The sequence below is a fragment of the Veillonella sp. 27098_8_77 genome (assembly GCF_041431535.1).
In the GTDB taxonomy this organism is placed as follows: Bacteria; Bacillota; Negativicutes; order Veillonellales; family Veillonellaceae; genus Veillonella.
Genome location: NZ_JAPVXW010000006.1, coordinates 1 through 14,190, shown reverse-complemented (window position 1 = coordinate 14,190; position 14,190 = coordinate 1). Strand labels below are relative to the sequence as shown.

12 protein-coding genes are annotated in these 14,190 nt (G+C 39.5%); all 12 read right to left on the bottom strand.

The features are described 5' to 3' along the window. Nucleotides 1-2: 2 nt before the first annotated feature. The 12 genes from O3617_RS04885 to O3617_RS04830 all read right to left on the bottom strand — a co-directional run bounded on the left by O3617_RS04885 (nucleotide 3) and on the right by O3617_RS04830 (nucleotide 14,113). Nucleotides 3-2,660, bottom strand: coding sequence for a valine--tRNA ligase (locus O3617_RS04885; protein WP_371448981.1), 2,658 nt, complete (start codon nucleotides 2,658-2,660; stop codon nucleotides 3-5). 22 nt (nucleotides 2,661-2,682) lie between these two features. Further along, nucleotides 2,683-3,567: a twin-arginine translocase subunit TatC gene (gene tatC / locus O3617_RS04880; RefSeq protein WP_371448979.1), complete on the bottom strand. Its 885-nt coding sequence runs from the start codon at nucleotides 3,565-3,567 to the stop codon at nucleotides 2,683-2,685. A 1-nt stretch (nucleotide 3,568) separates the two neighbouring features. Continuing rightward, nucleotides 3,569-4,540 carry a polyprenyl synthetase family protein gene (locus tag O3617_RS04875; protein ID WP_371448977.1) on the bottom strand — a complete coding sequence of 324 codons (972 nt, stop codon included), beginning with the start codon at nucleotides 4,538-4,540 and terminating at the stop codon, nucleotides 3,569-3,571. Beyond that, a complete protein-coding gene (gene yihA / locus O3617_RS04870) occupies nucleotides 4,537-5,235 on the bottom strand; it encodes a ribosome biogenesis GTP-binding protein YihA/YsxC (RefSeq protein ID WP_371448975.1) in 699 nt (232 codons plus the stop codon). The genes O3617_RS04875 and yihA overlap by 4 nt, the downstream gene beginning before the upstream one ends. Beyond that, nucleotides 5,235-7,544 (bottom strand): endopeptidase La, encoded by a 2,310-nt coding sequence (lon, locus tag O3617_RS04865; RefSeq protein ID WP_371448973.1) that lies wholly within the window; start codon nucleotides 7,542-7,544, stop codon nucleotides 5,235-5,237. Before lon ends, yihA begins: the two co-directional genes overlap by 1 nt. Before the next feature lie 65 nt (nucleotides 7,545-7,609). Then, complete coding sequence (clpX, locus tag O3617_RS04860; protein WP_371448971.1) at nucleotides 7,610-8,863, bottom strand: ATP-dependent protease ATP-binding subunit ClpX; 1,254 nt, start codon at nucleotides 8,861-8,863, stop codon at nucleotides 7,610-7,612. A 12-nt stretch (nucleotides 8,864-8,875) separates the two neighbouring features. Further along, complete coding sequence (gene clpP / locus O3617_RS04855; protein WP_316579824.1) at nucleotides 8,876-9,469, bottom strand: ATP-dependent Clp endopeptidase proteolytic subunit ClpP; 594 nt, start codon at nucleotides 9,467-9,469, stop codon at nucleotides 8,876-8,878. 34 nt (nucleotides 9,470-9,503) lie between these two features. Beyond that, entirely contained in the window at nucleotides 9,504-10,808 is a 1,305-nt protein-coding gene (tig, locus tag O3617_RS04850) for a trigger factor (RefSeq protein WP_371448969.1), read from the bottom strand. 158 nt (nucleotides 10,809-10,966) lie between these two features. Continuing rightward, entirely contained in the window at nucleotides 10,967-11,422 is a 456-nt protein-coding gene (locus O3617_RS04845) for a CBS domain-containing protein (RefSeq protein WP_371448967.1), read from the bottom strand. 106 nt (nucleotides 11,423-11,528) lie between these two features. Continuing rightward, the gene (rlmH, locus tag O3617_RS04840) at nucleotides 11,529-12,008 is read right to left on the bottom strand and encodes a 23S rRNA (pseudouridine(1915)-N(3))-methyltransferase RlmH (RefSeq protein WP_371448966.1); all 480 of its coding nucleotides are present in this window, start codon (nucleotides 12,006-12,008) and stop codon (nucleotides 11,529-11,531) included. Between the two features lie 13 nt (nucleotides 12,009-12,021). Then, complete coding sequence (locus O3617_RS04835) at nucleotides 12,022-12,831, bottom strand: MBL fold metallo-hydrolase (protein ID WP_371448964.1); 810 nt, start codon at nucleotides 12,829-12,831, stop codon at nucleotides 12,022-12,024. Between the two features lie 91 nt (nucleotides 12,832-12,922). Then, nucleotides 12,923-14,113, bottom strand: coding sequence for a RuBisCO large subunit C-terminal-like domain-containing protein (locus tag O3617_RS04830; protein WP_371448962.1), 1,191 nt, complete (start codon nucleotides 14,111-14,113; stop codon nucleotides 12,923-12,925). Between the last annotated feature and the right edge of the window lie 77 nt (nucleotides 14,114-14,190).

The window sequence follows — 14,190 nt, the reverse complement described above, 5'->3', positions numbered from 1 at the left end:
TCCTATAAGGTTTTTAAGAATTCTTCACGTTCTAACAACGCTTGTTGTTTTTGTTTATATTCTTCTAGTTTTTCTTTTTCTTTTGCTACAACTGCTTCTGGTGCTTTTGCAAGGAAACCTTGATTGCTCAATTTACCTTCTAAGCGTGCAATTTCTTTTTGCATTTGACCTTTTTCTTTTTCGATACGTTCTTTTTCTTTATCTGCATCGATAAGATCCTTCAATAGAAGATATACTTCCATACCATTTACAACAGTTACAGTTGCATTTTCAGGTTTTGGATCATCAGCACCTAGAATAGTTACCTTTTCAGCCCATGCAAGTGTTACGAAATAATCGCTATGATCTGCAACGGCCTCAGCGATAGACGCATCAGTCGGTGCTACGATAACTTCGGCTTTTTTGCCTAAAGGTACATTCATTTCAGCGCGCATGTTACGGATACCTTTAATAGCATCCATCATAACTTCCATTTGACGTGCAGCCTCTGTAAGATTTGTGAAAGCTAATGCTTCTGGCCATTTAGCAATCACAATGCTTTCACCTTCATGAGGCAAATGTTGCCAAATATGTTCTGTAACGAATGGCATAAATGGATGCAACAATTCAAGCATATGACGCAAGATTGTTACAAGCAAATATTGTACAGTGCGACGATCGCGTTCATTAGCATCGCTATACAAACGAGGTTTTGCAAGTTCAATGTACCAGTCGCAATATGTATTCCAAATGAAATCATATACGGAGCTAGCCGCTTCACCAAGCTCAAATTTATCAAGATTTGCAGTAATACTTGCTACGGTTTCATTGTATTTTTCAACAATCCATTTGTCAGCCAATGTCAAATCAGCCTCAGTAGGAACGAAACTTTCATCATAATTCGTCAAATTCATGAGAACAAATTTAGAAGCATTCCAAATTTTATTTGCAAAGTTGCGGTTTGCTTCTACACGTTCCATGTAGAAACGCATATCATTGCCCGGTGTATTACCTGTTACAAGTGTAAAGCGCAATGCATCAGCACCATATTCGCCGATTACATCTAATGGATTAATACCATTGCCCAAGGATTTACTCATCTTGCGACCTTGGCTATCGCGTACAAGACCATGAATAAATACATGTTTGAATGGAATTTCATGTTCAAACTCAAGAGCCATGAAAATCATACGAGCAACCCAGAAGAAGATAATATCATAACCAGTTACGAGTACACTTGTTGGATACCATTGTTTAAGCTCTGCTGTATCTTTAGGCCACCCCATGGTAGCAAAAGGCCATAAACCAGAACTGAACCATGTATCAAGCACATCTGGATCTTGTGTTACATGTCCATGACAATGAGGGCATTCTGTAATGTCTTCACGGCTAACAATAGTTTCACCACAGTCATCGCAATACCATGCTGGAATACGGTGACCCCACCATAATTGACGAGAAATCGTCCAGTCACGGATGTTTTCGAGCCAATTTACATAGGTTTTGGTGAATCGTTCAGGAACAAATTGAACTTCACCATCTTTTACAACCTTCAATGCTGGCTCTGCAAGAGGTTTCATATCTACGAACCATTGTTTAGAAACCATTGGTTCAATAATCGTTTTACAACGGGAACAATGGCCAACCGCATGGTCATGATCTTCGATTTTTTCTAGCAATCCTAATCCATCAAGCTCAGCTACCACTTGTTTACGCGCTTCTTCGCGTGTCATGCCGTTAAATTTACCAGCACCGTCGTTCATTGTCGCATCATTGTTCATAACAACGATGGATTCTAAGTTGTGACGTTGACCCATTTCAAAGTCGTTAGGGTCATGAGCTGGTGTAATTTTTACACAACCGGTACCAAAGCTTGCATCTACATAGTCATCGGCGATAACAGGAATTTCACGATTAACAAATGGCAAGATTAATGTTTTACCAATTAAATCTTTATAACGGTCATCTTCAGGATTTACCGCTACCGCTACGTCGCCGAACATTGTTTCAGGACGCGTTGTTGCAACGATAACAAAGCGACCTTCTTCACCTTTTACAGGGTATTTAATATGCCATAAATGACCGTGTTCATCTTCGTGTTCTACCTCTACATCAGACAACGCTGTTGCACAACGAGGGCACCAGTTAATGATACGTTCACCACGATAAATCAAGCCTTTTTCATAAAGGCTTACGAATACTTCACGCACTGCATGATAGTAGCCTTCATCCAATGTAAAACGTTCACGGCTCCAATCACAGGACGCACCTAAGCTGCGAATTTGTTTAACAATAGTATCGCCGTATTCTTTCTTCCATTTCCAGACGCGTTCTACGAATTTTTCACGACCTAAATCATAGCGAGATTTGCCCTCTTCTTTGGCGAGCATTTCTTCTACCTTGATTTGTGTAGCAATACCAGCATGGTCTGTACCAGGCATCCATAACACATTGTAACCTTGCATACGTTTAAAACGAATCAAGATATCTTGTAATGTATTATCTAGCGCATGCCCCATATGCAACATACCTGTTACATTTGGAGGTGGCAATACAATGCTAAATGGTTCCTTGTCAGTGTCTACTTCTTCGTGAAAGTAACCTTGGTTTTCCCAATAGGAATACCATTTACTTTCGATTTCACCAGGATTGTAGGTGGTTAAATTTTCGTAGGTTTTCATCGTTCCTCCTGAAAGTAAGTACTTATCGTTTCATCACTTTAGCTAACACAAAGAGGCTAGTTTCATATAATAAGATCATCGGCAATGCAATCATGGTTTGTGAGAACATATCCGGTGTAGGTGAAATTACTGCACCTATAATAAAGGAAAGCAAAATAAATATTTTGCGTTTCTTCTTTAAAAATTGGGATGTAATTAAGTTAAAGTATCCCATAATGATAATGATCAATGGTAGTTCGAATATAAAGCCGAACGGCAATACAAAGGCCAATACAAAGTCCATATATTGACCAATGGAAAACATCGGTTGCAATTCATCGGTGGCAAAGCCCATAAAGAACTTAACCGCAGCGGGCAACACTAAGATATAGGAAAATAAAATACCTATAACAAACAACAAAAAGGCTACTGGTAAAATCCAGTTTGATAGATGTTTTTCACGAACCGTCAACGCTGGTTTTACAAAGAGCCATATTTGATGCAATATGATGGGCGATGCCAAAATTATGCCGCCTACGATGGAAACCTTCATATATGTAAAGAAGGCTTCTGTAGGACGCATATAATACAATTTGCCCGCAGGGGCCAACAAAATATCTAATAAAACATCTACATAATAATAGGCGATGCCCGTTCCTATAATAATAGTAACTACCATAATTATAATACGTCTACGAAGTTCTGATAAATGACCTACCAACGATAAATTAGCTGCTTCATCCATCATTTTTTGTTCCATCTCCGTATATAACGGTTCTGGACTATCCTCGGCCGTATCCGCATTAACTACAGCATATTGCTCCTGTTCTGCTTTTTGTGCTTGCTCCCGACGTTTTTGCCGAACTACACTGTCAAATGAAGGTTTCTTAATGGGATATTCGAAATCTTTAGGTTCGAAAGCCTCCATATTATACCTTTCTATCTGCCAAGTTTTGAACAGCTAATACCAAAAACTCTTTACCATCAAAATCACGTATAGATTGTAATGCAGATAACGCATCATCACAATACTGTTGTGCTACCTGTAATGTATTATCTATGCCGCCTTGGGCTATAACATAATCGATTAAATCTTGTTCGTTACCGCCATGATTTAGATTTTTGATATCTTTCAGCAATTGGTCCTGATTGCTTTCATTAACAATACTGAGCAATGGATATGTCAATAAACCCTCTCGTAGGTCATTACCTACAGGTTTGCCTGTGGTATCTGAGGTTTCGCGATAGTCCATAATATCATCAGTAATCTGGAATGCCATGCCCAATGCGTGACCATACCGTTTTAGATACACAATCTCTTCAGTAGACCAACCGCCTAAGAGGCCACCGAGTTCCATGCAGCCTTCCATAAAGTCAGCTGTTTTCTTTTGGGTCTTTATCATATACCGCTCTATGCCTTGATCGATGCGATATACATCTTCCATTTGCATGAACTCACCTTCCACAAGGCAAGTGATGATATGAGAAAAGATTTTTAAATATTCCATATGAGGCATTTCAGAGACAATGCGGAATGCTTTGGCGAATAGATAATCCCCACTTAAAATAGCAACCTTATTTCCTTTATGCTTATGGATAGTTTCTTCACCACGACGTATTTCAGCCTGATCCAGAACATCATCATGGATCAATGTAGCCAGATGTAACATTTCAACAGCTTCTGCAATTTTAATGCGCTCTTCCTTTATCGATTGGCCCGCATTGGCGATGAGCAAGCATAATTGAGCTCTTAGCCGTTTGCCACCGGCCTCGGATAAAGGTCGAATGAGTTCATTAAAATCTTCAGACCCTGTATTAAAGGATGCTGCAAGAGCACGTTCAACACCCTCTAAATCAAGAGCGATGCGTTCCATCATCTCTAATTGGTTTGAATTACTCATGCTTCCTCCCCTACTAATACTTTATTAATTCGTTGTTGTAGTAGCTCACGTCCTGTATGTTTCAATGAGCTATACAATATCGGTGGCGCATCCGTCGGATATATAGCTTTAATTTTTGCTAAATTTACAGATTTTTCTTTAGCGTTAAGTTTATCAGCCTTTGTAACCACAATTTGAAGTGGCACACCAGCCTCAACGAGCCAATCAAAGGCCACCTTATCAATAGGCATCTCTGGATGACGCCCATCAATAAGTAAGCATAACAGCATCAATCGTTCAGAATGTAATATATAGTCAGATATAAATGATGACCACATATTGCGATTATCTTTATTCGTTTTTGCAAAGCCGTAGCCAGGTAAATCGACTAGGAACCAATGATACCGACGTTCTTCAGTTTCGCTAATATCCTCTTTTGATTCAATATCAAAATAATTTATCGTCTTAGTTTTCCCTGGCTGTCCACTGACGAGAGCTAAACCACGATGATTACACAAAGAATTAATCAGTGAGGATTTGCCCACATTAGAGCGTCCCAAGAAAGCTACTTCTACCGTATCCCCTTCAGGATATTGATCAGCCTTTACACAGGATGTATTATATTTTGCTGCTATAATGCGAGGCCCTTTCATTTCTTTTCTTGTATATTGTGGTTTTGGCCCCATATGTTTTGTGGATTTTTTCTTCTTTTGCATTATACAAGTGCCTTTGCTAAAACTTCATCCATTGTCTTTACTGGTGTAATGATAAGTCCTTCTTTTACACTGTCTGGTAACTCAGGAATATCCTTTTCATTTCCCTTAGGAATTAAAACCTCTTTAACACCATATGACAATGCTGCTAACAATTTCTCTTTAAGACCGCCAATTGGTAATACGCGACCGCGTAATGTAATTTCACCTGTCATGGCAAGATCAGAGCGAACCTTACGTCCTGTCAACGCAGAAACCATAGCCAATGTCATAGTAATCCCTGCAGAAGGACCATCCTTTGGCGTTGCCCCTTCTGGAAGATGAACATGAATATCCAATTTCTTGTAGAATTCTTCATCAATTTTCAAGGACTTTGCATTATGACGAATATAGCTCATCGCTGCATGACCAGATTCTTGCATAACTTTACCAAGACTACCGGTTAGTGCTAATTTGCCAGTCCCCGCCATTGTTGTAGCTTCACAAGGTAATACTACACCTCCTACAGAGGTCCAAGCAAGCCCATTAACATAGCCCACTTGTGGTTTCTTTTCACGCTCTTGGTCGATGAAAATAGGTGCACCCAAGTAATCTGGTAAATTTTTAACGGAAACCTTTGGCGTTTCAACCCCTTGTTCGACCACTTGGTACGCCATCTTACGACATACCTTTGCAATCGTTTTTTCCAAGGTACGAACACCAGCTTCACGAGTATATTCAGAAATAATTTTCTTTAACACTGCATCAGATAGTTTAATCTTATTATCTTTTAAACCGTTCTTTTCGATTTGTTTAGGTGCTAAATAGCGCTTAGCGATTTCTAATTTTTCATCTTCCATATAACTTGAAAGCTCGATAATTTCCATACGGTCCAACAATGGGCCTGGAATATTGGATGCTACATTAGCTGTAGTAATCCAAAATACATCGGAGAAATCAAAGGGAATTTCAATAAAATGATCACTGAATGTGCTATTTTGTTCTGGGTCTAACACCTCGAGCAATGCAGATGATGGATCACCTTTGTAGTCAGATGCCAACTTATCAATTTCATCGAGCAAGAATACAGGATTACGTGTACCTGCATTTTTAATGCCTTGAATCATACGACCTGGCAATGCGCCAATGTATGTACGACGATGGCCGCGAATTTCAGCTTCATCGCGAACGCCACCTAAGGATGCGCGTACGAATTTACGATTCATCGCTTTAGCAATGGATGAAGCTAATGATGTTTTACCAACACCAGGAGGTCCTACTAAGCAAAGGATAGAACCGCTATTCTTACCGGTCAATTTGCGAACAGCCAAGAATTCTAAGATACGTTTCTTAACCTTTTCTAAGCCATAATGATCAGCCTCTAAGATGTCTTTAGCTTCATTGATATCTAGACGATCATCTGTAACATCGTTCCATGGTAAGCTCAATACCCAGTCAAGATAATTTCTGAGAATAGTCGCTTCTGGCATCATTTGTGGCATGCGGCTATAGCGAGAAATTTCTTTATCAATCCGATTATGAACCTCTTCGCTCAAGTTAAGAGCCTTTAATTGCTCTCTTAATTCATCCGCTTCTTCTTCCGGATCACCCTTATCGCCTAATTCATCATGAATAACGCGAATCTTTTCACGCAAGAAATATTCTTTTTGCGTTTTTTCCATAGCTTGACGAACTTGATTATTAATGGAGTTTTCTAAATCAGAAATTTGTAATTCCATATTAAGAATACCAACAATCATGTTCAATCGTCTTGCAACAGATAATTCTTCTAGTAACTCTTGTCGTTTTGCATTATTAACAGGTAGCATAAATGCTACTTGATCGGCTAATTCACAAGGGTCACGCAATTCCATAACGCGTGTAACGCCTTCTTCTGTAATCGTTTTAGCTTCATCAGCCCATTCATTGAATTTTGACTGTACTAAACGACGATACGCCTCAAGTTCTACATCATCTTCGAAAATAGATGCAATACGTTCATAGTCCCCCACATAATAAGGATCCATGCTCGTAATGTTCATGACACGAATACGAGTAATACCTTCAACGAGAACACGAACAATACCACCTGGTAAGCGCAACATTTGTTTAATTTTTACAAGTGTGCCCATTTGGGCTAAATCATGAACAGTAGGTGCATCTACAGTATCATCTTTTTGAGATACTACTGCCATAATACGATCTTCGTTCATTGCGGCTTCTACCGCTTTGATGGATTTGTCTCGACCGATATCGAGGTGAATCACGATATTCGGATATACAACCATCCCTCTTAGGGGAACGGTAGGAATACCTACTTCGAGTAAATTCATATGTCCTCCAAGGATTTATATTATGAAAAGAAACTCATTCCTACACAGAAATGAGTTTCTTCGAATTACGATTTCAGCTGGATGTCTTTGTCTGCCTCATTTTTGAGTATAGGTTCACCTGTGCCCTTTACGGCTTCTCTGGTAACTATGCATTTTGCCACATCATCCATAGATGGAACTTCATACATAACATACTTCATTACCTTCTCAATAATGGCACGCAAACCACGAGCACCAGTTTTACGCTGTAATGCTTCATCAGCGATTTCTTCTAATGCATCATCTTCAAATGTCAATTCCACTCCGTCGAGGGATAGAATCTTTTCATATTGTTTCGTCAATGCATTTTTCGGTTTTGTAAGGATTTGGACTAATGCATCCCGATCTAACAAGTCTAAAGTTACCATAACTGGTAAACGACCAATAAATTCAGGAATCAAGCCGAATTTTAATAAATCTTCCGGTACAACCTCTTTAAGAATCGCAGATACATCGCGTTCTTCAGCACGTTGTACATCAGCACCAAAACCTAGGGTTTTCTTAGCGGTACGTTTAGTAATTACCTTATCCATACCATCGAATGCACCACCACAAATAAAGAGAATATTCGTAGTATCAATTTGTAACATCTCTTGATTTGGATGCTTACGGCCACCTTGAGGTGGTACAGAAGCAACAGTACCTTCTAAGATTTTTAACAGTGCCTGTTGCACACCTTCCCCTGACACGTCACGTGTAATGGAAGGATTTTCAGACTTACGAGCAATCTTATCGATTTCATCGATATAGATAATGCCTCGTTCTGCCCGTTCAATATCATAATCAGCGGCTTGAATGAGTTTTAATAGAATATTTTCTACGTCTTCCCCTACATAGCCAGCTTCGGTTAAGCTTGTTGCATCTGCAATAGCAAATGGAACCTCTAACATTTTTGCCAATGTTTGCGCCAATAATGTTTTACCACTACCTGTAGGCCCAATAAATAGAACATTGGACTTTTGTAATTCTACATCATCTACCACATTGTCTGTCTGTAGACGTTTGTAGTGATTATATACTGCCACCGCAAGGGAAACTTTAGCATCATCTTGACCAATAACATATTGATCAAGATGAGCTTTAATTTCTTTTGGCGTTGGCAATTCTTTTAATTTAAAGTCTTCTGTACCGATGTCACCAAGTTCATCTTCAATGATGCGTTCACAAACTTCTACGCATTCATCACAGATGTACACATTAGGACCGGCTACGAGTTTTCTTACTTCATCACTTGTGCGTCCACAAAAACTGCAACGCATAGTTTCTTTATCTTTTGCCAATGAGCGCCTCCATTACTTGCTTTCTAGAGTATCGCGAGTTAGCACCTCATCAATTAAACCATATTCAACAGCATCTTGGGCACTCATGAAGTTGTCGCGATCTGTGTCGCGAGCTACCACTTCAATGTCTTGTCCACTGCGAGACGCTAGGATACCATTCAATTCTTCGCGCATACGAAGAATTTCGCGGGCATGGATTTCGATTTCAGATGCTTGACCTTGAACACCACCCAATGGTTGGTGAATCATAACGCGAGCATGAGGCAATGCAAAGCGTTTTCCCTTTGCGCCCGCTGTCAACAAGACAGCCCCCATACTTGCGGCGGAACCTACACAAATGGTAGACACATCTGGTTTGATGTATTGCATCGTATCATAAATAGCCATACCTGCAGTAACAACACCACCTGGGCTATTAATATATAGATGAATATCTTTATCTGGATCCTCTGCTTCTAAGAAAAGCATTTGGGCAATCACCGCATTTGCAACATTATCATCAATAGGTCCACCTAAGAAAATAATGCGATCCTTTAATAAGCGAGAGTAAATATCATACGAACGTTCTCCACGTTCGCCTTGTTCAACTACGATTGGTACATACATATAATCACCTTTTCATGTACCTAGTGAGCAAGCATTATTCTGCTGCTTCTGCACCTTTTGCATTATCGATGATGAATCGAGCTGCTTTTTTGCGAGCTACAGAGCCTGCTAACATAGCTACACGACCTTCTTTTGCAATAATATCCCAAACTTCTTTAGGATCTGCCCCAAAGTTTTGAGCCATAATGAAGATTTCGCGATTCATATCATCTGGAGTTACTTCAATACCTTCAGCAGTTGCAACAGCATCCAATACTAAATCAGCGCGTACGTTTTCAGCTGCGGAATCTTTGTATTCAGTGCGTAAATCTTCGATAGTTTTATTGGAGAATTTCAAGTAGTCATCAAGTTTCAAGCCACGGCCTTCCATATTCATAGCCAATTCTTGAATCATTTGTTCTACACGATCGTTAATCATCACTTCTGGAATATCTACAGTTGCATTTTTAACAGCTGCTTGGATCAAATCAGCATTGTAAGTGTCGATAGCACGACGGGATGCTTCTTCTTCCATTTTAGCGCGAAGATCGTTTTTCAATTCTTCAATAGTTTCGTAAGAGCTTGCTTCTTTTGCGAATTCATCGTTCAATTCAGGCAATTCTTTACGTTTAATATCATGGATATGAGTTTTGAATTCTGCTTCTTTACCAGCTAATTCAGCTACGAAGTAATCTTCTGGGAATGTTACTTTTACAGTTACATCATCACCAGCTTTTGCACCGATCAATTGATCTTCGAAACCTGGGATGAAGCTACCGGAACCAATTTGTAATGGGTAGGATTTACCTTCACCACCATCAAATGGTTTACCGTCAACAGAACCAGCGAAATCGATTACTGCGAAGTCGTCTTTTTGAATTGTAGCGCCTTCTTCAGCAACAACCATTTTAGCTTGTTGTTCGCGGATGTTGTTCAATTGTTCTTCGATTTGTTCATCAGTTACAGTAGCGTCTTGTTTTTCAGCTTCTAAGCCTTTGTATTCGCCAAGTTTAACTTCAGGGCGTTTTGTTACAGTTACTTTGAAGATTAAATCTTTACCTTCTTCGAATTGTACGCGTTCAGTTTCTGGATCAGATACTGGAACGATATCGTTTTCACGAAGAGCAGCACTATAGTTTTGGCTAGCCAATACGTCAAAGGCTTCTTCCAAGATTGCTTCTTTACCAAAATTCATTTCCAATACACGACGAGGTGCATGGCCTTTACGGAAACCAGGAATGTTCACTTGGTTTGCAATGCGTTTTACCGCTTGTTTGATACCTTTGTCTACTTCTGCTGCAGGTACTTCGATAGTTAACGTTACTACGTGTTGATCAACAGGATTTACAGTTGCTTTCATTAAAATATGTCCTCCTTGAAGGGCAAACGCCCAAATTTCTGTAGTATATTATGCACTCCTTATAATATCATAAATGAAAATTCAATGCAATTATTACCATTATAAGGAAACAGCCACTCATACGGAGTGGCTGTTTAGTATTACATATATGTAAATAATTAATTATCTTTTGCAATCAATTTGATGATGTCACGGCGAGATAAAATACCTACCAAACGGTACTCTTTATCTACAACAGGAATGTTTTTCAAATGTTGATCTAGCATAACGGATACGATTTCTTCTACATCTTTATCCGGTGTTGTAGTAATAACATCGCTAGTCATCAATTCATATACATGGGATGCCAACAATTTTTTGAATTGTGCATTATATTCGCCAATACCATTGTAATAAATACTAGCACCCAAAACATTTACATAATGAGGTACATGAGGGCGAACCTTTTTATATAATAAGTCGCCTTCTGAAATAATACCTAACAATTTATTTTCTTCATCTACAACAGAGACAGCTGTTAAATTATATTTCACCAATAAGTCTGCTACATCAGAAATCGGAGCATCTTTACCAACTGTAACAGGATATTTATTCATTACGTCTTGGATTTTCATAGTGAATTCCTCCTTCATATAACTTTACTCTTTATTATACTATTCGACCTCATAGTTGAAAACTCCTTTTTCAAAATTTGTATATAACTAATATTTATTAGGTATATCACCAGTGGTATGGTTCATTGCGATTTATCTTAGTACTGCGATAAATCTGTTCTACTAACAACAATCGAACCATTTGATGAGTAAAGGTCATAGGGCTAAAGGATAACTTAAATTTTACAGAACGTCGCAATTCGTCACTAACGCCAAAGGCACCGCCTATGATAAAGGCCATATCACTGATGCCGTCCACCTCTAATTTAGATACCATAGAGGCCAAATTTTCAGAAGATATCGTTTTACCATATACATCTAGCAATACGGTATATGCCGATTTAGGAACGGCCTTTAACAATCGCTGTCCCTCTTCTACGACTACTTGTTTACGGTCCGCATCACTGGGCTTATCCCCTATTTTACTTTCATTCAATTCAGTAATTGTAACGCCTCCATAGGGGCGCATACGTTTTACAAACTCTGCAACCCCTTCGCGAAGATACGCTTCTTTTAATTTACCAATACAGATTACATGAAACTTCATACAAGATGTACCTCTAATTTTTATGAACAGACCGGATGGATACTATTTCGTTAGGTTGGCCATGCTGTAATTTCATTTCTGGGCCAATTTTAACGCCCCCATCGACGAGCATTTGACCAATCGTCTGCGTTACGAGGACAGGGTTATTATTATTTTCAGAGCGATGTGCCAAAATGACCTGCATAAAATTAGGTCGTTTCATCATAAGTAAGGCCTGTGCAGCCATTTCGTTACTTAAATGACCTTCATCACTTGCCACGCGTTGCTTTAAAAAGGGTTGATACGGGCCGAAGCGCAACATTTGAGGATCATAGTTAGCCTCCAAGACTAGCAATGTGCTGTCATCTAATCGATGCAATATATCGTCCGTAATCACACCGGTATCGGTGACAACTGTTGCCTTGTCTTTACCGGAAAATACATTGATGCCTATAGGATCTGCCGCATCATGACTAACGCCAAAGGACTCCACCGTAAGATTACCAAGCGACAAACTGCCCTTGGTTAATTCCACCAGTTGGTGTTTTGGGACAATCAACTTATCTTGTATCTCACGCCACGTGCCCTGCTTAGTATATACAGGAATATCAAAACGCTTTAATAGTTGTTGTAGCCCTGCAATATGGTCAGTATGCTCATGGCTAATAAATATTCCCTCCACCTGGCTCATATCGATATGTAATTCTTTAAGTCCATTAACGATGCGTCGGCAACTAATGCCCACATCATGTAATATTACAGAATTTCCCTTTTTTATAACTGTACAATTGCCCTTGCTACCACTGGCAAGAACATGGACCTCCAACGGTGAGGATTCACTCATCAAACTACTCCATCTAATTAATATATGACTGTTAGTGAAAGCTTTTCATTCACCCATAACTGTTTTGGTGAAAGTTATCCTTCACCCATTATTACTTTTTCAGTTGGCTTAACTCTTCTAAGCGATTGATAAAATACGCCATATTCGACTCAAGATCTGGTCCACGACGGAACATATCGCCCCCAACGAGGAACATTGTATCATTTCCGTACAACTCAACTAATTCTGTGAGGCGTGCATCAGTCACACCACCACCAGGAGCCGGACACCCTGCTTTCACCAATCCTACGGGATGTTTAATATACGCGGCAATTCGCTTACATTGCTCTTGAGTAAAGGTAAAACGACCTCCATAGGACACGAAAACCATCATATCAGCGCCAAATAATCGAGGTAAGAATCCCAATTGTAAATAGTCGGCAATGCCGGACACACCAGGACTTACGAAGCCACCAGAATAGGCAGGATGGTGAATAATCGGCAAGCGCAATTTTTCATCGGTAGCTAATTTATGCAACCAACCAGCACCAACAAGGCCTGTGGCCACCATAAGTGCCGTAGCCCCTGCCTCTTTAGCAAAATAAGCTCGTTCTAATACATCTGTGCCGTCACCAGACACATTAGCTGCATATAATGCGTGTTTTCCATGAGCTTCATTCATCTCACGCACCGCAGCAGCACATCGTCTTACGCGATCCTTAAACTGTGAAAAGGATTGATTCGTAATGCCATGATCGTCCTTAATAACATCAACGCCCCCACGAGTATAGGCAGCACACATACGAGCTAATTCTTCATTAGGTGTTCCCATCGGTTTAATAACGGCCTGAATCATCGGTCTCGTAGGAGTATTAACTAAATGGCGAATGCCGTGAAGCCCAAATCGTGGTCCTTTGAAAACGTCCAATAACATTGGACATAATTCTATATCCACCACCCAAATATGAGGCTGTAAGGAAGAATTACCAAATATGACATTTAAGAATTGTGTTGCTTCTAATGCGGTAGTATCTATATGATATGAAATGCGAGCTACATAATAGCGAGAAACATCAATCACTACATTAGGCATCACTCCCACAGTAGCATATGCGGAATCTGGTGCCATCGGTTCGAGAGATTCCAATCGACCGGTAATTGTATTTTTAATATATGGATCAGTTACAAATTCATAAGGGAATTCAATCGTTTGTTCTACTTGAACAGCCCAAGCAATAGACTTTGCGTCTTCATATGTGTCAGCTTCAATTCGGTAGGTAACTATAAATCGATCGTCCTTCATAATGCGTCTCCTTTGCAATAACATTATTTAATTATATACCAAAGCAGTACACCTTTCCATAAATAGATACAAAAAAG

Excerpts from the sequence above, each read along its gene's own strand:
- O3617_RS04885 (WP_371448981.1), bottom strand. The coding sequence starts at position 2,660 with ATGAAAACCTACGAAAATTTAACCACCTACAATCCTGGTGAAATCGAA.
- tatC (WP_371448979.1), bottom strand. The coding sequence starts at position 3,567 with ATGGAGGCTTTCGAACCTAAAGATTTCGAATATCCCATTAAGAAACCT.
- O3617_RS04875 (WP_371448977.1), bottom strand. The coding sequence starts at position 4,540 with ATGAGTAATTCAAACCAATTAGAGATGATGGAACGCATCGCTCTTGAT.
- yihA (WP_371448975.1), bottom strand. The coding sequence starts at position 5,235 with ATGCAAAAGAAGAAAAAATCCACAAAACATATGGGGCCAAAACCACAA.
- lon (WP_371448973.1), bottom strand. The coding sequence starts at position 7,544 with ATGAATTTACTCGAAGTAGGTATTCCTACCGTTCCCCTAAGAGGGATG.
- clpP (WP_316579824.1), bottom strand. The coding sequence starts at position 9,469 with ATGTATGTACCAATCGTAGTTGAACAAGGCGAACGTGGAGAACGTTCG.
- tig (WP_371448969.1), bottom strand. The coding sequence starts at position 10,808 with ATGAAAGCAACTGTAAATCCTGTTGATCAACACGTAGTAACGTTAACT.
- O3617_RS04845 (WP_371448967.1), bottom strand. The coding sequence starts at position 11,422 with ATGAAAATCCAAGACGTAATGAATAAATATCCTGTTACAGTTGGTAAA.
- rlmH (WP_371448966.1), bottom strand. The coding sequence starts at position 12,008 with ATGAAGTTTCATGTAATCTGTATTGGTAAATTAAAAGAAGCGTATCTT.
- O3617_RS04835 (WP_371448964.1), bottom strand. The coding sequence starts at position 12,831 with ATGAGTGAATCCTCACCGTTGGAGGTCCATGTTCTTGCCAGTGGTAGC.
- O3617_RS04830 (WP_371448962.1), bottom strand. The coding sequence starts at position 14,113 with ATGAAGGACGATCGATTTATAGTTACCTACCGAATTGAAGCTGACACA.